Source organism: Candidatus Corynebacterium faecigallinarum (assembly GCF_052264515.1).
Taxonomy (GTDB): domain Bacteria; phylum Actinomycetota; class Actinomycetes; order Mycobacteriales; family Mycobacteriaceae; genus Corynebacterium; species Corynebacterium faecigallinarum.
The window spans coordinates 1-21,643 of sequence record NZ_JBQQOC010000032.1 but is presented as its reverse complement, the minus strand read 5'-3'; the positions used below and the strand labels follow the sequence as shown (position 1 = coordinate 21,643).

11 protein-coding genes are annotated in these 21,643 nt (G+C 64.5%); 1 reads left to right on the top strand and 10 read right to left on the bottom strand.

The annotated features are described in order from the left end of the window. On the top strand, positions 1–336 hold a 336-nt coding region (locus ACTXPP_RS12750; RefSeq protein WP_443342492.1), incomplete at its 5' end, for a DUF6308 family protein. Between the two features lie 9 nt (positions 337–345). Here the strand turns inward: ACTXPP_RS12750 and ACTXPP_RS12745 are convergent. The 10 genes from ACTXPP_RS12745 to ACTXPP_RS12700 all read right to left on the bottom strand — a co-directional run bounded on the left by ACTXPP_RS12745 (position 346) and on the right by ACTXPP_RS12700 (position 21,527). Continuing rightward, entirely contained in the window at positions 346–1,365 is a 1,020-nt protein-coding gene (locus ACTXPP_RS12745) for a CE1 family esterase (RefSeq protein ID WP_301520312.1), read from the bottom strand. Between the two features lie 55 nt (positions 1,366–1,420). Beyond that, complete coding sequence (locus ACTXPP_RS12740) at positions 1,421–2,317, bottom strand: hypothetical protein (protein WP_301498704.1); 897 nt, start codon at positions 2,315–2,317, stop codon at positions 1,421–1,423. Positions 2,318–2,409: 92 nt separating this feature from the next. Then, positions 2,410–4,707 (bottom strand): DEAD/DEAH box helicase, encoded by a 2,298-nt coding sequence (locus ACTXPP_RS12735; RefSeq protein WP_443342491.1) that lies wholly within the window; start codon positions 4,705–4,707, stop codon positions 2,410–2,412. Between the two features lie 36 nt (positions 4,708–4,743). Beyond that, positions 4,744–5,043, bottom strand: coding sequence for a HigA family addiction module antitoxin (locus ACTXPP_RS12730; protein ID WP_301496789.1), 300 nt, complete (start codon positions 5,041–5,043; stop codon positions 4,744–4,746). After that, entirely contained in the window at positions 5,040–6,374 is a 1,335-nt protein-coding gene (brxD, locus tag ACTXPP_RS12725) for a BREX system ATP-binding protein BrxD (RefSeq protein ID WP_443342489.1), read from the bottom strand. The genes ACTXPP_RS12730 and brxD overlap by 4 nt, the downstream gene beginning before the upstream one ends. A gap of 11 nt (positions 6,375–6,385) precedes the next feature. Beyond that, the gene (gene pglZ, locus ACTXPP_RS12720) at positions 6,386–9,208 is read right to left on the bottom strand and encodes a BREX-2 system phosphatase PglZ (protein WP_443342487.1); all 2,823 of its coding nucleotides are present in this window, start codon (positions 9,206–9,208) and stop codon (positions 6,386–6,388) included. Then, positions 9,205–13,074, bottom strand: a complete 3,870-nt coding sequence (locus ACTXPP_RS12715; protein ID WP_443342486.1) for a DUF6079 family protein — start codon at positions 13,072–13,074, stop codon at positions 9,205–9,207. The genes pglZ and ACTXPP_RS12715 overlap by 4 nt, the downstream gene beginning before the upstream one ends. A gap of 21 nt (positions 13,075–13,095) precedes the next feature. Then, entirely contained in the window at positions 13,096–16,695 is a 3,600-nt protein-coding gene (gene pglX, locus ACTXPP_RS12710; RefSeq protein WP_443342485.1) for a BREX-2 system adenine-specific DNA-methyltransferase PglX, read from the bottom strand. Between the two features lie 39 nt (positions 16,696–16,734). Further along, the gene (locus ACTXPP_RS12705; RefSeq protein ID WP_443342484.1) at positions 16,735–20,913 is read right to left on the bottom strand and encodes an NERD domain-containing protein; all 4,179 of its coding nucleotides are present in this window, start codon (positions 20,911–20,913) and stop codon (positions 16,735–16,737) included. 221 nt (positions 20,914–21,134) lie between these two features. Beyond that, a complete protein-coding gene (locus tag ACTXPP_RS12700) occupies positions 21,135–21,527 on the bottom strand; it encodes a hypothetical protein (protein ID WP_443342482.1) in 393 nt (130 codons plus the stop codon). Positions 21,528–21,643 lie beyond the last annotated feature (116 nt).

The window sequence follows — 21,643 nt, the reverse complement described above, 5'->3', positions numbered from 1 at the left end:
ATCCGTCGGCGAGGCTTGGGGCCCACACGAGTGAGCAAGCTCATGGCGCGGAAGCGTCCACGATTGTGCCCGGTGATTGACCGGGATGTGCGACGACAACTCGGGCATGGCAAGAACCGGACGGACTTCTTCGCCAGTGTGCGGGAGGTGCTGCGCGATGAATCACTGGGGCTGGCCGATCATCTCCACGAGCTTCGGGATGCCGCTGTCGCCAAGGCCGCGAAGAGCCCTGCCACCGGATCAGAATCAGTGGCAAGGATCCGGCGACTCACCGACCTTCGTGTGCTCGACATCGTGCTGTGGATGGAGGAGCAGGAGATACGCCGTCAGAAGTGATTTTCTGACTCACAACCCGGCGAAGAACTCCCACACAGCTCCAGGCCCGTCGTAGCGGGCGCCGTTATCGTTGCCCCAGCGTCCGGTGGTGGTGGGGAAGGAGTGTCCGCTGTGGTCGATGGCGATGAGGCGGACGGGGTGTTCGCCGGGCCAGTCGGTGATTTCGGCGTCGCCGTCGCGGGTGGGTGTGCCGGACGCTCCGGCGCCGTTGCGGTCGGCGAACCACTGGGCGCTGTCGACTGCGGAGTGGACGTGGCCGCGGGATTCGGCGAAGAAGCCCTCGCCGACGATGACCTCGCCGCCGTCGAAGGGGTTCCACGGGTCCTCGCGTCCCTGAATGAACAGGGCGGGTACGGGTTCGCCGGTGTCGGTGCAGTCCATGTTGTCGTCGGTGGCGACGTTGGCGTTGATCGAGGCGATGCCGGAGACCAGGTCGGGGGCCTCGTAGGCCAGACGTTGGGCCATGTGTCCGCCACTGGAGAACCCGAGCCCGAAGACGGTGGAGGTGTCCACGGTGTCGTCGCCGAGATCACTGCCGAGCCGGTCGACGATGTCACGCAGGAACCCGACATCGTCGACGTTGTCTTCCTTGGCCGGCCAGTCGCCGGCGGCGCGGCATTCGTTCCAGTTGTTCTGGTAGCCGTCGGCGTAGGCGATGACGAAGCCGTGCTCGTCAGCCAGCTGTTCCAGGTCCGGCCCGATGCCGCCGCGGATCCCGTCACCGGTGTCGCCGGTGCCGTGGGTGACCAGGACGATCGGCATGGGACTTGGGTCGGGCTGGTCGTGCAGTGGGGTGTAGGTGGTCCAGGTGCGGTCCCGGTCATCGACGGTGGTGACGTGGCGGGTGACGTTACCCGGGGCTGCGGTGTCGTTGGCAGACATGTCGGATCCTGAGGTGTCGGTCTGGTGGCTGGAGTTGCTGAGACTGCTGCCGTCGTCGGTGCTGCAGGACGCGACGAGCATCGCGCATGCACCCGCTGTCACGGCGGTGACGGTTTGGGTCAGGCGGCGGTGCGGGCGGTGGGTCATGGTTTCCAGTGTGCCTGAATGAGGCAGGGGAGAGACCGCAGGGGAGAGACCGTTGTCAGTCCCAGTCGTTGTTGGCCTCGAAGACTCCTTCGATCGCGGCGCAGTACTCAGGATCATTGATGTAGCCCTCCTGGCATCCGTGGCGACCCTGGATCTCCCCGGAGGAGGGGTTCCGGTTACCGTCCGCATCATGACCGTAGCCGCAGAGATACGCCGGGCATGTTCCGCCGTCGGCCATGGGGATGCCGTCGTGAGCAGGCTGATTGGACTCGCAGTAGCTCGGGTCAGGGACGTAGTGGTCGGTCTGAGGGCAGCGGTAGTCGAGTCCCTCGGTGGCATCGTCGAAACACTCCTGGGAGAACGCGATTGTGCCGTCCGACCACAGTGCTGGCCCTGGGGCACCGAAGAGGCACTCGACGACCGTGGGAGCTGCAGCTTCGTCAACGCTGGGAGTGTAGTCAGGCTCTTGCCCACCGGTGTGTGCCACTCCACCGAGTTCTTCGGCAAGCTGCGGGGCCAGGGCCAGCGACGCGTCTTTGCCTTCGTCCGAGTTCAGGCTTACTGCCGTGGTGTCGAAAGTGACAGAAACTCCCCCGAAGTCGTCACTGGCTGATTGCCATTCGTCGAGGTCTTCGATGGTGGCGAAGAGGTTGATCCCTGCGTCGTACCCCACGATCTCCAGGTCGTAGACCTGTTCAGCACCAGACGCTCCGGGATCGGACTCTGAAGGGCCGGTGTACTCCGCCTCGAGGGTGTCGAGTGCTTCAAGCACCGACGTGACTGGCTCGGGGAGTGTTTCCTGTTGCGATGTCGTCGGAGGAGTCGATGTGCTTGGGGTGGGAGCAGCATTGGAGCCGTCGTCGTTGCCACAGGCGACGAGGACGAGCACGAATGCTGCCCCGAGGGCGGCAAGGCTACGTCGGTGTCGGCCGCGGAGGGAGGTTGTGGTCATGGTCATTCCTTCTTCTCGGTCGGAAAGCTAATCATCCCTGATGACCGGACACGGGTGTCCCCAAGCGTTCGACTGCAGTTGTGCTGCTTCTGTCAGTCCGATTCCGCACGTCGGGCCAGAATCATCCGTGCGGTGGCTTCCGGCAGTGCGGCGTTGAACTTCAGTCCGTGCACCGCTTTCGGACTCACATAGGGCAGGGGGCGGGAATCTCTCGGCAGGGACGTGAACCAGTCGATACGATCCCGGCCCTCAGCTGGTGTGAGGTCGGGAAAGACCCGGATCCGGTCATATCGTGGTGCCTGGTCGAGCGGTGCCAGTTGATGAAGTACGCGGTTGGGCAGGCTACCGGCCACGCCCTGATCAACAGCAGCGGCCGCACTTAGGGAGTCCCGGCCAGGAAGAGCTGTGTTCCACGACCTGTCCTCGGCACGGGATGTCGAAGCACCCAAAGCCGCAAGAATCTGTTGGTTCCGCCCGGTACCACTCCAGGTCCACCATTCGGCCTGATCAGCACTGCCTCGTCCCGAAGGTAGGAACACGGTGTCACTGGTTTCGCTGACGGTGGGCGACCACCAGGCCCGCACACCAGCCAGTGCCTCGAGAGCCCGCGAACTCAGCTGCACTCCCGCTGGATCCTCCCCGAGGATCACCCGGCGCATCCCCTGGGAGATGTCGTAGCCGAAGGACGGTCCAGAGGAACCCCACCGGGCCATACCCCGCTTGTCGGACAACTCAACATGCACAACCTTCCGCTTGTAGTCAATGTGCAGGATCTTCCAGTTGCGACCGGCAAGAGCCAGTACCATCTCGCGGTTGCCGGAGAACGAGTCTTCGTTGTCCTCCTGCATCGAGGCGATCAGACGGTCCTCCACCATCCCGATCTCCGAGCGTCCCTCCAGGACCGTGAACAGCGGGGGAGAGGTGAAGGCGGACAGTAGGTCCATGAAATGTCGGCGACCGAACTTCTTCTCCGCCTCTTCTCCGATGAAAGCCATCGCACCGTCGGTCTCCAGCATCCCGGAGGAGACCAGGTGGTCCAGGACTCCCTGCGCATCGGCTTCCAGCACGACGCTGTCCATCAGTGAGGTTCCTGCCCAGATATCCCTCCATGTGGACGTGTTGAATGCTCCTTGGGACAAGGCCGCTGCGAGGAACTGTTGGGCTGCGATGTGCAGTGGCACCTGCGGTGGGGTCACCGGTTCGACGAACCCGGCTGACCAGGCAGAGAGCATGCCCATGATCTGTAGCAACACCTCGTCCTCGTCCCCGCGTGCGGAGTTGGACGGCAAAGCGATGAACAGGCAGTTACGGGCGGTCCCTGCACGGCGGCCGGTGCGTCCCAGTCGTTGCAGGAAGGACGACACCGTCCGTGGCGGCCCGACCTGAATCACCCGGTCGAGGTTGCCGATGTCGATGCCGAGCTCGAGGGTGGACGTCGCCACGATGACACAGTCCGTCTCATCAGCGAAGGCTTCCTCCGAGCGTCGCCGCTCGGCCGCGGAGAGCGAGGAGTGCGAGAGGAACACCTTCACCCCGAGCTCATCAAGATAGCCGCCGAGCACCTCGACATTCTTCCGGGAGTCCACGAAGACCAGGCGTTTCTCACCGACATAGAGCTTGGAGAGCAGAGTCGCGACCTGCGTCATATCGGCCAGGCGATCCACGCGGATCTCCGGGGCATCGGATGCGGCCGCCGGAGAGATCCCCGCACCGGGGAGGACGACACCGGGGGCGATCACGGATCCGGCACGATCGGCGGAGGCACGTGCACCACCCTGCAACCACTGCAGGAGGTCATCGGGGTTTCCGACTGTGGCGGACATGCCGATGCGTTGCAGAGGCCGGCCGATTGTGTGCTCGAGGCGGGCGAGGACGGCAGAGAGGTGCCAGCCGCGGTCGTCGCCGGCGAAGGCGTGGACTTCGTCGATGATGACGGTCCGAACGTCGCCGAGGAAGTCGGTGGTGTTGACCCCGGTGGACACCATCATGGATTCCAGCGACTCCGGAGTGGTCAGAAGGATGTCGGGGCGGTTCGCGGTCTGCATGCGTCGACGGGCGGACGTGGTCACATCCCCGTGCCACACTCCGACAGCCCGGCCCAGCCAGGACGCATACTGCTCCAGGCGTGGAGCGAGGTTGTTGAGCAGGGCCTTCAAGGGGCAGATGTAGAGCACGGACACTCCGTGCCAGTCCTCGGTCGCCATGCGGGTTAGTACCGGGAAGGACGCAGCCTCGGTCTTGCCGCCGGCAGTGGGGGCCAGCAGCAGGGCGTCATGGCCCGCGGTCAAGGGGGCGACGGACTCGTCCTGGAGGGGACGCAATCCGGGCCAGCCCAGAGTGGAGACAATGTGGTGCTGCAGGACGGAATGGAGGTGGTCGTATCCGGTCACGGTGAATAGTTTACGGGCTGCTGGACACGGGCAGGATTATGCGTGACCGTCCGGATTCTCTGGGGCACCGGATGTGTTGAAGGTCGGGGCGCGCCGCTGCTGCAGGTAGGAATCCTGTAGGTTCAGCCAGAGACCTGGCGTTGTACCGAGCGCTGCGGCGAACTGTACAGCGGATTCCCGAGTGATCATCTCGCGGCCGTTGACGACATCAGAGACGAACGGTGTGGGGCAGTCGATGATGTTGGCGAAGTCTGCGTGACTCCAGCCGCGCTCATCCAGTTCGTCGGCAAGATACTCACCGGCAGGGAAGTGCTCGGCCAAGGGGCTCTCGATCATAGTTCGATACTATCCGGATCAGTTACCGGCTCCTGGCTGACAGAACTTCCCGAAGCCATAGCATGCCCTTCATCGGTAGGCTCACCGACCGACCCAACCTTCACCGTGTAGTGCTCCCTTGGGTCGAAGTCCTCGTGCAGCTCCACACGGTCGAGCACATCGACCACGGTACGAAGGAAGATCCTGGGAGCCACCCCGACGCGTCCGCCAAGTTCGCCGGCGACGGCATCGGCCAAGGAGGCGATGTAGCCATCAGAGACCGTCGAAGCGACCCGCGCAGCTTTCGACTCGTCCTCAGCCAGTCCGTCAACGAACAGGTCCCGCACCCGACACCCGGCATCCACCAACCGTGCATGGTCGAAGGACTGCAGCCTGATCTGCACCGCCCGCGGATTGTCCCACCGGGGATCCCCGGAGAAGTCCACCCGCAAGCGGTCGTACAGTGGCTGAAGCCGCTTGATGCCCTGACCGCCCTCGAAGAAAGCAGTCGTCCCGGTGATCAGCAGGTACAGCCCCGGGTACCGGTCATTGGAGATCTCATCCAGCCACTGGCGTAGCGCATTGAGCGACTTTTCCCGGGTGTCTGTCCGCATCCGCTGTAGCGTCTCGACCTCATCGAGCACCAACAGCAGCCCCGACTGGCCTGCACCACGAAGGATCTCGATCAGCCCGCGCAGGAAGCCGGTGGCGGTGAACTTGTCCAGTTCACCCTTGATTCCCGCATACCGCTTCACCGCGGAACTCACATTGCCCTGACCTCCGAGCCACGCGGCAAGACCATCGGCGATCTCGGTTTCATCCTCCTCCACGGCACGCAGATAGCCGCGGAGAGCCAGTGGGAACACCGGAGCAACCTGGGCGACGGCACTGAGCCGCTCTTCAATCAGGTCGCTACGGTCCCGGCCGGCAGCCTCGGCGTCCATGTCTACGGCCGCCAACCAAGCATCGAGAACGTCTCGGAACGCCCGGGTGGGGGACGAAGTGGTCCGTAGCTCCTCGGTGGTCCGACGGTATACGGTCTCCAGCTTGTGCAGGGGAGTGTCTGTCTCCGAGATCTGTACCTCGGCAACGGCGAATCCTGCATCCAGCGCACGTTGTTCGATCCACCGGGCGGCGAAGGTTTTACCTGAGCCGTACTCACCACGGACCGCCTTGAACATTCCCGCACCGGCAGCGACCGAGGACAGCTCCTGGTCGATGACCGGTCCCAGGTGGTCAAGCCCGACGGCGAGCTGATCCAGTCCGTCGGACGGCACGGTGCCTCTACGCAGAGCCTGCAGGATGTTGTGCCGCCGAGCAGGGGAGAGAGTGCTGGAGGAATGCTTGTCCATGGAAACAGAGCCTACCTTCCGCGCCGCAGTCCGAATTGCTGGATCAGCTGCTCGGAGTTCAACGTGATGTCACCGCCGCTGTTGTGGAGCACCTCGACACCGTCGATGTTGAGGATCCGCTTCAGCTTGGTGATCGCACCGTTGAACTGGATGTTGCTGAGGTTCATCGCCTTCTGCAGTTGCACCCGAGGCAGGGTGTTGTTGTTCGTGCCGATGGTGCGCAGCAGGGTGGCGATACTTGCGGCATCCTGCCCGGCGATGGGTGCCTCGGCCACCTGTGCTTTGAACCCGGGGTTGGTCTCCAGTCCGTGGAACAACACAGGTCGTGTCGGGGTCGGTGCGATGTCGATGCTGAATAGTCCGTCCGGCTCCTCCTGCGCGACCTCAGCATCGGGAGCGGATATCCCACTGATCTCCACGAAGTCCTCGCGCAGTTCCCACCAGGTCGGGTGCCGCATGCTGTCTACCATCTGCACCAGTGGCAGGGACTCGCTCATCCGAGCCTGCAGCTGCTCGGGATCCTGGCTCAGTATGGACACTGGGATGCTTGCCTCGGCCAGGGACAGGCCGCCGTGGTAGCCGGCCTTGCGCGCGGTGTAGCGCAGGTCCTCGTCCACGGCGAGTATCGCCTGGTTGTCATCGGTCAGGACGCGGTCGCCGGCAACGACGACCTCCGAGTCATCCGCCCCAGGGGCAGCAGGGTCGGCTGGACGCCAGCGCGCACTGTTTCCACCCAGCGGGGACGGTGTGCTGCGCCCGCGGTCCACGACATGCCCGTGGTCGGAGACCAGCACCACGGTGCGCCCGGCCCGCGCCGCCGCCTGCATCAGCACATTGAGGTGGGTAATGTCTGCGACAGACCACTGCCGGTCGATGGGGTCGGACTTGTCCAGCGCGTCGTCGATGGTGTTGAGCACCGCGGCAACCAGGGGGTTGGCGTCGGTGTTCTCCACCGTTCCAGCGATATCAGCGACCTCGCTGTCCAGGTCCTTCTTGTGCAGCAGCCGGGCTTCTCCTGCTCCACGCGCCCCCTTGGTGGCGGCCCGGTACCAGGTGCTCAGCCCCTTGGTCTCGTCACTCTGCCCGCCGGCGGCCGCACACCCGGACAGCAGGCTGGTCCGTGACTTGGTGGTGACGGTGGGGTACATCGCCAGTGCGGTGGCCAGTTCCTCGTCTTCGGTGGCCATGTCGTGCCAGCGGCCGTGGAAGCTCTTGTCGATCGACCGCAGCAACTGGTTGGCAGATGCCGTCGCCATGCCGTCGAGCACCAGCAGAAGGATGGCCTGGACCTCTCCCTGATCGATGAGCAGGGGCTTGAGCACCCGGTCGAGGACGTCCTCGACCAGCAGGGTGGACCCGGCCAGGTTGCGGGAGGCACCGGTTCGTGACGCCACGGCGGCGAAGGAGCGGTCACGCTGCTGGATCACGGCGCGGGCTTGTTCGGCGACCCGTCGGGTCACCTTGTGCAGCGCAGCGGAGCTCTGCTCCCGCCATGCGGCGTTGATGCAGACGTTGACCCAGCTCAGTGAATCGCGTTGTTCCCGCAGCCAGTCCGTCACGGTTGACGGTTGGGACGTGGTGGCAGCGACCTCCGTTGTCCCGGAGACGTTCAGCCACTGCCACAGCCGCAACGCGGCCTCGGCGCTGGCGATCTCGCGGTTGTGCTCGGCGGCACCACCATCACGGTGGGCTCGGGCGAGCTTGATCGCGGTGTAGGCGGAGACTGCAGGAGTTGCTGGCTGCGCCGTCCGCGATGCGCTTCCATCGCCACCGGGAATCGTGGCCTCGAGTGCTTCGGCGACCCGCTCGATACGTGCAGCGAAACCGCCGGGGCAGACTGAGGACAGGTGCAGTAGTTGGCCGGCTCCCAGGGCAGTGGTGGAGGTGACCAGCTGTTCGGCCCGGCGGATCACGGTGTCCAGAAGGTGACTATCCGCCGTTGCCTGTTCCACGGCAGCGACAGCGGCGGTGGCCCACGCTTCCCGTTCTTTGGCGGTGGAGGTATCGATCCTGGTCTGGGACCGGAAGATAGCAGTCGCCTCTTGGCGGACCGGTGTATCCTCCGCTCGGGCAGCAGGGTCGACCACGAGAACTTCTGCCGCTAGTCCCCAGGCGAGAATGTCGGACGGACCGTTGGCACGCAGGTAGCGCATCGCAGCACCCGCTTTGGGGCCCAGGGTGCGCCCCAGCCAGTCCAGTGCAGCATCACGGACATCACCGGGGAGAGCGGACACCATCCTCTGCCACCGCTCGGCAGCCTCGGGGGATACCGACCATTCCAGGACCTCGGCCAGACTGGGTGAGCGGGCACCGTCTGCCCCCAGGGTGGGTAGGCCCGTCCCTGCTGCCAGGAGCTGTGCTGCCAGGTGGTCGGGGGTGATCACCCCGGTCGGCGCCGGGACGATCCGGGCACCCAGCGAGTCGAGGAACGCCAGGGTGTCGGGGATATCCGCCTGGGAGATCGTGCCGGGCAACACCGTGGTGGCGGAGAAGGCCACCAACAAGCTCCGGGTGGCATTGACCATCTGTACCGCGCGGTAGGGGGTCAACCGGTCACGCATATCGGAGACCAGGTCGGCATCTCCCAGCGGGGTGACCACGAAGTGCCACGGGACCGAGGTGTCCAGCCTGGTCAGTGCCCAGCGTAGAGCGAGCGGGGTATTGGCCTGGGACACCGATACCGACGCGCCGTCTGCGGTGCTGTAGCTCGCCGGGCCGTCCCATTCGGTGGGGCTCTGCATCAGCACGACCGCGTCGTGACGGTTCTTGCTGAGCAGGTAGCTGATCTGCTCGTCGATGTCGCGGCGGCGCACCGGTAGCCGCGCGGCACTCATTCGACGACCTCCACAGTGACCCGCACCTTGGGGTTGTCCTTCAACAACCCGTCCAACCGGGCGCCGAACGAGGCCAGGTTGTCGGAGGTGACCTCCTCGTCCAGCAGGTTCCCCCGAGCGGGACGGGGTTCGGGGGTGGTGGGGCCGTCGCCGCCGTCAGTCGCGTGCTGGTCCGGTTCCGGTGCCACGGGCTGTGGCACGGCCTGCGGCGCGGGCGACTGTTCGAAGATCGCGGTCTCCCAGGCGGACCGGTCGGCGAAGAAGCGGTCCACGGCCTTGTCCACCGGGGAGGTGAACTCGTGGTTGGCCAGTGCGTCGCGCAGGGAGGACAGGATCACCGAGGCACCCTTGTCGTCACCGCCCTGGTGGGACGCGGCGTAGGCGGCCGGGGCGGACAGGGCCGTGGAGCCGTTGGCCGTGAGCTTCTTCAGCGCCGCAGCCGCCTGGCGGGCATTGGCCAGACCGGCGGTGGCCTCGGAGACGGTGGCGCCGAGGATGCGCTCGTCTGCGGTTCGGGCGGCGGCGAGCTGGTCGACCAGGGCCAGGGCGTCCGCCCGGTCGCGGTGGAGCGCGTCCAGCAGGGCGCTGGTGTCGTCGGCCAGGCGTGAACGTTTGGTGGGGGCGGTCACGCCGAGCTGCCGGGAGACCACCCCGAGGGTCTCGCTGTAGCGGGCGGCGTCGAGCCGGTACTCCTCGACTGCCTCGGCGAGGGAGGACTGCAGGGTCCGCAGATTCGCCGCGGTGCAGTGGCTGCCGACCAGCGAGCCGAACAGCTGGGCGGCGACAACCAGGGCGGTCTCCCAGGCCGCCAGGTCAGGCAGCACCACGGGCCGCAGTTCCATGCGGTAGTCGAGGTTGCGTAGTCCGGGTGCCTCGATCTCGCGGGAGTGGTCCACCCAGGACCGGTTGGTCATCGCGGCCCAGGCGCACACGTACAACCGCCGGGTCAGCTGGGTCAGTCCGGCGTTGGGGTTCAGCGAGGCCACCGCGTTCTCCACGGCCTGCACGCTCACCGGCTGCGACAGGTCGTGGCCGGAGGCACGTAGTGCCTGGGGGATGTCACCGTTGATGCGGGAGCCGGCGTTGTCCGCGGTGAACACCAGGTGGGATTCATGGACCGAGGCGAAGTCGAGTGCCGGCAGGATGGTGCGGCATGCCTTGCGTGCGTCGGCGGGGATGTCCGCGCGGCCGTCCTTGTGGGCTGCGGCGGTACGCAGGACGTCGACGACCTTGTCGAACTCCGAGCGGCTCAGTGGGCGCTCGGAGTCGTAACGCGGGTGGTCGGGGAACTTCTGGTCGAAGAGCCCGGTGATGAGTTTGTCGGTGGCGTCGGTCAGGGACATGCCGGCCTGCTTGGACACCTTCAGGGCCGGGTCCAGTGACTTCAGCGGCTCCTGGCCGATGGCGAACTCCTCGCCCTTGTCCACGCCGTACACACTGGTCAGCCAGAGGGCGAGCTGGTTGGTCAGGGACGCCTGTCGCTGCTTGAGCATCTGGCGGATCGCCTCACGGTCGTCGGCGGCGACGTTGACCGTGTGGTCGCGCCAGCCGGATTCGGTGAGCAGGTGGTCGATGATGACCAGCTCACCGAGCTTCTCCATGCGTTCGCCGGACAGGAAGTGGGGCAGCCACACCACCGTGAAGGGGGAGTCCGTCAGCGTGGTGGTCAACTGCGTGACGCGGCTGTGGTCCTCGGCCACGGAATGGTTCGGTTCGTCGAAGGGATAGTCGACGACCAACCGCAGGGCACCGTCGACCCCGGGGAGGAAGAAGTGCTCGGGCAGGTCGGCTTCGTTGCGCACGTTGCCGAAGACGAACTCCACACGGCGTTCGGTGCCACGCCAGGTGACCGTCCGGGTGTAGGAGCCGTCACTGGCGACGTCGACCCCGGTGAGCCCGAAGTATTCCGTGAGCAGGTTCTTGATCTTGCGCTCACGGCGTCCGGGGGTGTCCTGGGCCTGTGCCTGGGCGACGACGGCCTCCCAGTTGACCTCCTCGAGTTTGAGGCTGATGACCGGGTCCTTGCCGGAGCCGATGATGATCTCGGGGAACTCGGCGGCCCAGCGCCGTACGTGGTTCAGGGCGATGCCCACGTCGTGTCCGGGGAACGGTGTGCGGATGGAACCGTGGTTCAGGTGCGCCAACCGCGAGGCGGTCAGCTGTTTCAGGGCGGGCACCTCCGGGGCGATGGAGGCCAGCACCAGGGTCTTGCCGATGCGTAGTTCAGCGCCGGCGGGGGTGTCGGCGACGTCGGCGTCGGAGGTGTCGCCGGGAAGGTCGTTGGTCTTGAGGATCAGCGGACGCAGCTTGTCGTTCCAGAAGGACTTGCCCAGGGCGAAGCGGCGGGCGGCGTTGTTGCCCATCCGGTCGTTGCCGGCCATGAGGTAGTCGAAGGCGTCGCCCACCGGAATGACCGAGTCGATGCGCATGGAGTGCTTCTTGTCGATGAGCATGGTCTCCATGACCTTCAGCGCGGTGCGCTCACGCTGCATGATCGCCGACAGGTTGATCAACGTGTCGATGAGCACGGGGGAGAAGGGGAAGGTCATCTCGAAGCGGTCGGCGTCCGAGGCCCGGTGGTTCTCGTCGGTGTTGACCCCGTCGAGCAGGACGTTCATCACCTCCGGGTTCAGCCGCAGGTCGGTGAAGGCCTTCGTCAGCTTCAGCTGGGCGGTGTCGTCGACGGGGCGGAGCAGTCGCTTCTTGGCGATCATCGGCAGGTTGCGGCTGCCGAGCTCGATGGTGTTGAACCGGCCTTCCTGGTGCTTGAAGGACTGGCGTCGTGCCTCGAGCTCCCGGCCGGCCTCCATGGAGGAGTCCTTCCAGGTGGCCAGGTCGTACTGGCGGGCGATGAAGGAGACGATGGGGATGTCCAGCTGGCCCTTGCCGGACTCCACCAGCAGGGTGAGCTTCTGGGCCTCGTTGTTGAAGGCCTCGGCGGAGCGCATGAACATCAGCCAGAGGATCAGCTCGTCGAGGAACAGGACGATGCCCTTGTAGCCGACGCTACGGGCGTGGCGGGCGATCTCCGCCAGGCCGTCGGCCAGCGGGACCCACTCGGAGTGGGTGCGGTAGGAGCTGAACAGGGTGTCGGTCAGCGCGGCCGAGAGGCTGCGGCGCTGCTCCTCGGAGGCGGTGGTGGCGCGGGCAGCCCGGTAGGACGCTGCGTCCCAGGCGGATCCGCCGGTCGCGGACTCTGCCGGGTCGGCGCCGGCGACGCCGAGCAGCGCACCGAAGTCGATACCGCTGGAATCGGAAGCCGTTGCGGCAGCAGAAGAGGAGGAGTTGAGGGCGCTGAAGAACGCGTCATCCCCCATGGCCTTGCGGGTGGCGTCGGCGTCGGCGAAGAGACCTTCGGCGGAGTGCAGGACCGGCAGAGCGTCACCAGGGTGGAGACGTTCCATGTGGGAGAGGTAGCCACGAAAGATGGTGTCTTCGATGCTGTGGGAGTCCAGGAAGTGGAACGGGAGCTGCAGCAGGCTGTGCCCGATGGCACCGCCGTCGCCGGTGTGCCGGGTGATCAGGGGCTGCAGGTCGGCGTCGTCGCGGGCGGCGGGTTCGTTGGCGAGCATGGCGAACAGCACGGCCATGAAGTGGGATTTACCGGAGCCGAAGGAGCCGGAGAGGTACACACCCTGGTTGTTGCCGGTGGTCAGCGCTCGGTCGACGTAGCCGAGGGCAGCGTCGAGGTTGTCGGAGATCTCGTCGGTGATGACGTAACTGGCGATGGTGCTGGCGAGCTTGTCGTGGTCACTGACGGAGTCGGACAGCTTCAGGACGAAGGTGTCCCCGGCGGAGTCGGGGATGTCGAAGATCTCGCCGAGCCGCGGGGCACCGGAGGATGCTCCGGGGAGGGTGAATGCCATGGTGTGTCCTTCGTGGTCCGTCTACTTCTTGGTCTTGCCGCGCCCACGGGTGGCGGGTTTCGGTGCGTATGTGTCGAGGTCGTCGACGAGAATCCCGAGTCCACGCGCCGCTTCCTCGAGCTGCGCCTCGAGGTAGTCGCCGAAGCGGAAGTTGAACTGGGGGTCGATCTCGTTGTGCCACTGTTTCACCCAGGGTAGGACCTCCACCAGGCCGTAGAGGATAGCGGCCAGGGTGTCGGTGTCGGCGTCCTGGTCGGCGCGGTCGGAGAACAGGGACATCAGTGCCAGTGCCTTGTCCAGGTCGTTCCACCCGGCCCAGCCCAGCAGCATGGTGGAGTCGCCTTCGGGGGAGGCGCCGGGGTAGGAGATGAAGCGTTCCTTGGGGACGTCGAGCTTGCCGCGGTGTTTCCACACCGCCGGGTACATGTCGGCGCTGGTGTAGTTCGGCGGGACGGGGACCTCGTCGGCGGTAATCTCCCCGGCGTCTTCCCGTCGCTGGGCGTCCCAGGTTGCTTCCCATTCTGCTCGCTTGGCCAGGCCGCGGCCCTTGTAGCGTAGGGAGGCGGCGTAGGGCACTGCTTCGCCCTTGAACAGGTCCTCCAGCATCTTCTCGGTGGTGGCTCCACGCTTGGTGGACCACAGGGGGAGGACGGAGAGGACGTCGGCGAGCTCGGGGTTGGTTTCTACCTGGCCGGCGAGTTCACGGATGGTGCGGGTCTGTGCCATGCCGTCGGTACGGCGCCACAGCTCGGGGGCCTCCAGCCGGGTCAGCAGCCAGTCGGCGAGTGCCTCGTGGACCTTGTCTTCCCAGGGGTCGTCGGACCAACGCCGCTTGTACTCGGGTGCTTCGAGCAGCTTGATGGACTTGTCGGAGGCCATCAGGTCGAGGCGTTGCTGGGCGGCGGTGCGCTGTGCTTCGGGCCAGGAATCGGGGATTTCGGTGACAGGGGTGGAGTGGTGGCGTTCGAACCACGCCGTGGTGGTCTCTCCGGCGGCGACGCGACGGGCGAGGGCGATCTCGAAGGGGCGGGTGCCTAGGTCGATGCCGTCGACGTCACCGACGGGCAGCGACAGGTCGGTGTCGGTGAGCCCGTAGAGGTGGTAGACAGCCCAGTCGAGTTCTTCCTGCTCGGCGATCATCAGGCGACGAATGCGCGCGTAATTGTCCCGCGCGTCGTCGATTAACGCCCGGGTCGGGGGGGTATCCCTGAAAATCGTTGCCGGCTCATAACTCGACAACTGCTGTGCGAGATCATCGAGGCGACGGCCACGCTCGGTGACATCGCCGTCGGGGAGGGGGAACTTCTTGAGCGTGGTTCCGGTGAAGTCGTAGAAGTCTTCCCATGGTGCCAGAGTTGTCCTTGCGCCTTTACTGTCTACTGTAGAGCCCTTGTTGTGGCTGTTCTGCTTAAGCCAGAAGCAGGCGGTGGAGGAGTTCAGCACGCCAAGCAGTGCGAGGTGGTCGTCCTCGGTGGCATCCTCGGAGAGTTTGATTACAGGCGCGGATTGTTTGAAGACTTTGCCGCCACGGTCCAGGACGAAATGATTATGTGTCGCAACGGATGCGAAGGTGATGAGAAACTCACTGGAGTACTTTTTGGGAACCCATCGGTACCAGGACCACCATGAGACCCCAGACTTGTGGCGTGGTTCGCCGTCGAAGCCGCGGATGTTTCGCAGCATTGTTTTCACATTCCATAGCCAGCGGAACCATGAGGAAGTCGTATCGATTTCAACAATTTCGTTGTTTTCATCATACGGTACCAGTGCTGTGGCGTTCCCGGTCGATGAATGCCAGTCACGGTTTGCCTCGCCGATGACAAGAGGGCGGAGTAGTCTGTGCTCGCTAATGGCAGTATGAAGGCTCCTGGCAGTAGCGAAGAATGCATCATCTTGGCCAGCGAAACTGGCGAAGCCGATGCTTCCATCAAGTAATGGGGAAATATCGGCTACTGCGGCCGCCTCGACTGAAGCGGAAACGGTCGGAACGCTACCTCCCTGCAGGCTCCAGGGGTGGCTACTAATGAAGTTGCGGTCGAGTTCATCTACCGAGATGTGGGTATCCTCATGGCCGATATTGTCGACGTTCGCGGTAATCGATGACCACACCACGCCATCGGAGGGGTCATTTGGGACCCCGGGTTCGCCCTGGATTCCAAGAACACCGGTAACCTTACGGCGGGACGCGCGGGAATTACGACCGACAAGGATGACGGTTGGTGTACCGTGGCCAGGAATGTATGCTCCTGAGGTATCGATCACTTCCCTCAAATCCACCTGATTGAAAAATTGTTCCACCAGGGGTTTACCGAAGGAGCGTTGCATGAACGAGTTCGAGGTGATCTGCCCGATCCAGCCAGCGGCTTTGCCAGAATTAGTGTCTTTGGCAAGTTGGAAGAACTTCACCATAAACGGAGCAGTTAATGCGTACTTGCCGGACAAGTAAGTCCCGTAGCGATTGCGGTACTGCCTATTCAGTGCCTTGTCCTTGACCGTGATGTACGGAGGATTGCCAACCACGACATCATAGGTCCCGGGTGTCAGCAGTCTGTTCAATGCGTCGGCATTCTCCGTGGCATAGACGAAGTTCTCCGCCTCCAGGTCAAAAGCCTCCTGGCCATCAGCATCCGGCCCGAACAGCAGCGAATCCCCAGCCAACACAGTGAACCCAGGGGCCTCGGTACGCTCGGTCAGTCGCGTATCCCCGGCAGCCTGCATGAACGCCACCGTCAGCCGGAACTGGCTGATCGCCACCGCGAATGGGTTGATGTCCACACCGTGGATCGCAGACATCGCCCGCTTCGCGCGTTCCGGCGCAGGCATCGCGGGAGAATCCTTCTCCCACCTGTCCATCAGCCGATGGAAGGCGCCCAGCAGGAAGTGGCCCGAACCGCACGTCGGGTCGATCACTTTGAATCCCTCCAACGGCCGCTCGTCCAGGGCAGGATCCATTGTGCGGTCCAGGATGAACTCCTCGACGAACTCCGGTGTCTGCAACAGGGCGTACTTCTTCCGGGCGAACTTCGACAGATCCTGGTACATGTCCCCGAGGAAACGGGTGTCCAGTGTCTCGTCGTTGAATGTTCGGAGAGTGTTTCCGTCGCCGTCCACTGCGCGCCAGAACTCGATGAGTTCACGGGCACCGTCGTCGCTGGGTTCCATCACATGGATCGACGAGTGCGGTCCCACCAGTCCGGCCGTGGCCGGCACCTCCTTCAACTGGTCGAAGCAGTGCAGCAGGTAGTCCCGGTAAGAGTACTCGGGGTGGCGCTGGTACAACGCGTCCTGGAAGTCCCTGCCCAGGGCTCGATGCTCGGCATCAAAACCGGTGAGGAAGACCTGGCGCGGGCCGAAGAGGTCATTGTCCTCGATGAAGCGGAGGAACACGGTGGTCAGCACCCAGCCCGCCGCGGCCTGCTGCAGCTGTTCCTCCGACCACTCGGCGAAGGAAGACGCGACACGGTCAGCCTTCTGGGCCTCGGCGTGCTCGGTCTTCCACGACTGCAGACGGGGAGCGTCCGCCTCCAGGCGGGCACGCATGTCCGCCACCAGGGAACGAACGACCGGCTGCAGGGCAGCGGTCAACGACGCTTCAGACGATCCGGTGGTGGTTCGGGCCATGGAAAAGAACTCCTCAACAATCAGAACAAGCAGGGGAAATCAGTAGGAAAGGACTTGATCAGGGCTACTCAACGGTAGCTGGACACCGTCGACCGCGTGGGCGTTCGTCGGCGACGGCGCATCATCGGTGGTGACCAACCACACAGAGGCAGCATTCTGCGCGCCGATCTGCGACCAGGTGGCCAGCAGATCCAGGCAGTCGAAGCTCGCCAGTATCGACGGATGAGACAGCACCACAGGGTAGCCACCGTCCGCCTGGTTCAGAGCATTGGCCAACGCCTTCTTCGCCGACAGACGGATCAGCTGACCCAACTGGGCATGCAGCGGGTGGTCAGGCGTATCCGCCTCGAGGAAGACCCCGAACTTGTCGGTCTGGTTGGTCTCCTCGAAAAGATGCCACAGCTCATCCAGGACAATCTCGCCGATGTCGACATGGCGGGCACCGAGATGATGTTCCAGGAGCTCGGCTGTGCGGGCCACCTTGCCGGTCTCCACCTGGATCGTCCGAAAGTTGCGGTCCCGGATGGTGGAATCCAGGGTGTTCAACAGCGTCCGATCCGATTCGTCCAGCTCCGCGCGGGGCCGGTCGGCCAGTCCCACCGTCTGCCCGTAGGTGTGGGTCTGGGTGTGACGGGTCGGAAGATCATCGGTGGTGGCGGTGTCCCTTGGGCGCAGGAACGTCTTCTTCGCCTGGTCGTAGACCATGCCCGGGACCAGTGAAGCGACGATCTCGGTGAGCCGCGGATGAGCGGGAAGCTTGGCGTTCACCGCCTCCGGGAACCGACGCTGCACCTTGTTCGACAGGGTATCCCGAGACACCCTCGTGGAGGCGATCGGGAACACAGCGCGGACCAGGGCATCAGTAGACATCTGCACCGGGTACAGGTCACCGGTGGCGGTCAACGCCAGGGAACCGTCCGCGCCCACAGCAAGCTGAGGCAGCAGCGGTGGGGCGATCTGCATTTCCGCAGGGGTGAGCCCCAGATAGCTCGCGGCCGCCGAGGTCAAGGAGGTGGCCAAAGTTCCAGCATCCACCAACTCGTGCGGTACAGCGTCCAATGCCCCGTGGGCGGCCTGGGACAGCTCTGCCGGTAGCCCGGTCAAGGCAGGATCATCGGTGAGCGCCACCGCCCGGGAATCAGCGGGGTCCGTGGAACCCGTGGACTGTCGACGGACCAGGTGGATGCGTCCATCGTCGTCGGCACGGCGGGACAGCGACATCTCCAACAGTCGGAGCACGCCAAGCTGACGACGCGCGACCACCACCGGATTGTCACCCGGGGTCGGGACAGGCTGGGCCAGCGTGGGGAACAGCTCATTCACAGCAGGACGCAGATCATCCGGGGTGGCGATCCCGCCGAGAGACTGCAGCAGCGCAGTGAGCTTCTCCCGCAACATCTCAAAGGACGTCTCAAGCGCCGTGGTTGCCGTCCACACCTGAGACACTTTCGCGGTCAGGGTGGGCATCTTCCCCGGCGAGGCATCCAGAGCACCGGCGAACGCCGACATGGGGGCAAAAGGATCACCCAGCGGCTTGTCGGTGAGCCCCAGGATGTTCTGCACCAGGCGGCGCTCGTGAGTGCTCTTCGCGCCCGAATACGTGACCAGTTCCTCGCACAGGTCCCGCAACGACTGCAGCGGCGCACCAGTGCCTGTCTCCGTGGCGACGGTGACCGTTGGAGCGTCCTGCACCTGGGAAAACTTCTTGCCAGACGTGGAGCCGGAGGGGGCACGCCCGATGGCACGGAACGACTCCAGCAGCTCCTGGGCGGAGCCGGCACGACGGCGAAGGTTCTTGTCCAGATTGTCCTGGAACAAGCCAGTGAGAGCCTCGCGTTGCTCGAGCGGCCACACCTCGGGGAAATCCTCGGCAGCCAGCGCAAGAGGACCATCCGTCAGCTCCACGGCGGTGCCGTCGTCCTCGCCGTAGCGAGGGTAATCCGCGGTCGCCATCTGCAGCAGGACCACAATCGCCGAATAGCGCTCTGCATAGGCATCGAAATGCGGGCGGGAGGGGACAGCGTCCGATCCCAGGAACGGATCCAGGTACGGCCGGGTGCCCAGATCCGTCGCCGTCAGCGGACGGTGGGTGAGGGAGAAATCGAAGAGGACCAGGGTCTTCGCGCTAGGTTTCCCCTTCAGCCCCAGGTTCGCCGGCTTGATGTCACGGTGCGTCAGCCCGGTGTTCTCCAGGGCTACCAGCAGAGTCAGCAACTGCTCCCCGTGAGCCCAGAACTGCTCCGAACCCAATGGGCCCATCTGCAACTGGTCGGCGAGAGTGAACTCTCCGCCGAAAGACAGCAACAAGGCCGTGCGGTCGAACGGCAGCCGCAGGGTGGGCTCCATCAGCTCCACGAAGTGCTTCTTCTGCGGCGAATCCGTGAGCTTCACCGCCAACTCCGCCAGTGACTTCGCCTCCTCCTCGAGCTCCGGGACCTTTGACTCGTCCCGGGCGACCTTGAGCACCCGCTTCTCATCGGCCTCGTTGTCCTGGACCAGCAAGCCCAGCGCGGTGGAGCCGGTGCCCAACTGCTTAATCATGTCGAAGCGTCCTGCCAGCTGGTCACCGACCTTCGGGTGCAGGGCATCGCCCTCGGTGGCGATACGGTCCTCCGCGCTGTCCTGCAGCTTGCCCAGGAACAGCTTCACCGGGTTCTCCTGCTGATGACGGTTGGCCGTGGACTTGACCGACTTCACCCGCTGGGCAGGGCTGGGGGAGGTGACATTAAGGATCAGGTCACGCAGGCGTGGCTCCAGCTGGGCACCCGTGGAATCCAGGTCCAGGCCACCGGACCGGGTGAGGATCCTGTTGAGTTCAGCTCGGCTGGTGGCGGGCTGACGACCGCCGGAGAAGACGAAGAAAGCAAGCGCACCGATACTGAACAAATCACCAGCGGTGCGGTCGGCGGAACCTTCGAACCCCTCCGGGGGCAGGAAGCCAGCGGACTCGTCGAACGTGGCCGCGATCGTGGTGCTGGTGCCCGTGCCGGTGGACCCGGTGGTGTTCGCTGCGATCGCCGAACGCATCCGGGTCGACTGGACGTTCTCGGTCACCGCGGTCCACTGGGAGACCTTCACTTGGATCCTGGATTTCCTCGGATCCTCCTTGTCGATCAGGTCCGTGTTCAACAGCGCTGCCGAGGGGGTGAGTCTGCGGTGCACCACGTTGTTCGCATGGGCGTAGGTCACCGCGTCCGCCACCTGGGAGATCAGCTCCACCTGCTGTGCGGCGGTGAGGACCAGACCCGGGTACAGCAGATCCAACGGCTCGAAACCGTCCGACGGTCGGTAGATTAGGGCCGGAGCCTCGCCGGAGCCCGGGGTTTCGGCGATCTCCAGGGCGAACGGGGCTTCGATGCCCGGGTGGGCCAGTTCCTTGAGCAGCTCGTACTCGCGGCGGGCGTGACTGTAGAGCCGGTTGGCCGTGGCGCGGTCGGCATCGCGGGGAATGTCGGCAACTCGGACGATGACGCGATCCTTTTTCCCGGTCTTCGTCCGGGCGTCCCGGGCATTGACCGCCTCCCAAACCTGGCGGTCCTCCTCGTCATCCAGGTGCCTGGTCAGCAGCCACGGGCCGGCGTGGGCCTTGCGACTGCGGTATCCCGTGATCTCCTTGATCGCCGGAAGCAGCATCTGCTGGGCGAACTCCTCGCTGATCGGGTCACGGTAGCGGCGGGGTTTCTCGGTGATCCGGTCGTAGATGCCGGGCAGGTTCGTCTGGTGGGTGCGGCCATCGATGCCGAAGACATTCTGGGCACCCTGGGCGGTGAAATCCGTCCGGATGTTCTCGCTGTGCAGAAACACCGCCTCCTGGACCCAGGGGGTATTGCCGTAGCTGCGCGGGAACTCGGGATGCTCGCGCATCATCCGCTGCAGGATGGTCTCCAGGCGTGAGGCCAGCAGCTTCGCCTTGTAGTTCGTGGCGTTCAACGGGTTGCGTCGGGTGCTGCCGCCGTTCCAGTCCGACTGCCAGGTGTGATCATTACCGGTGAAGTGTCCGCTCCACGACTTCAGCTCGATCAGGTTGATCTGTGCAGGCGAGACCACCAGCGCGTCCACCTCGAACCGGCGGCCGTTGTCGCCCTGGAAGGTGAAGTTCGAGAAGACGTAGTAAGGAGTCTTGTCCGGGACAGATGCGGCCAGCAAGGTCAGGCCTGCACGCTCGTGGTCGAAGTCGGAGGGGCTGACTTCGATCCAGCGCTCAGAGGACTGGTCCATATGGCTGCTGCTCCTTAAAGGTCATGTGGCGAGGCCTTACACCGAGCGTGGTGACGGCATGAAGCTGAATGTCGCTCAGTTTAGCGGTGAGAAGACTGGGTTGTTGCCAGAGGTGATGCAACGGGGGAGACAGGGGTACGCGTACACCGTCATACACAGGTCATTGTCTCCGGAAGGCTGCCAGGGCACAATGAGGAAGGTAGCCCTGGACAGGCCTCCGGTCAGCGTGGTCGATCTTTGCCAAAGCTTCCCTCGCATGCTTCGACGGGGCATCCGTTCCAGGTTTTTGAGAAGTACGCGATGATTTCCTCGCCGGTGTTGATGGGGTAGTCGGCGTCGACTTCTCCGTTGCAGGTTTCTGCGGCGTAGCAGACGGCGTCGTGGAAGAAGTCGCAGACTTCTTCGTACCGCCACATTTCCATCAGCACGCGGCAGATCTCACGGTGTTCGATCCGGTTGTTGTGCTGTCCTAGCGATCGTTCAATCATTGAGCGCACCAAGTCGAGGTCGACCGGGTGGTGTTCGCCGCAGTCGCACCATTCAGCACCTGTGCGCGGCAACGTCCACACATCGGGGGACGTGCGGGAAGGAATTGGTGTTGTCGTTTTCGCCATACCTCGTACGCTATCGAAGCACGGGGACAGCGATCGTGGGGTCTCGAACGCCTTATCGACGGCGCTGTAGTTAGGGGTATGAGCCAGTGCTCACACCCTAACCAGAGGTCCGGGAT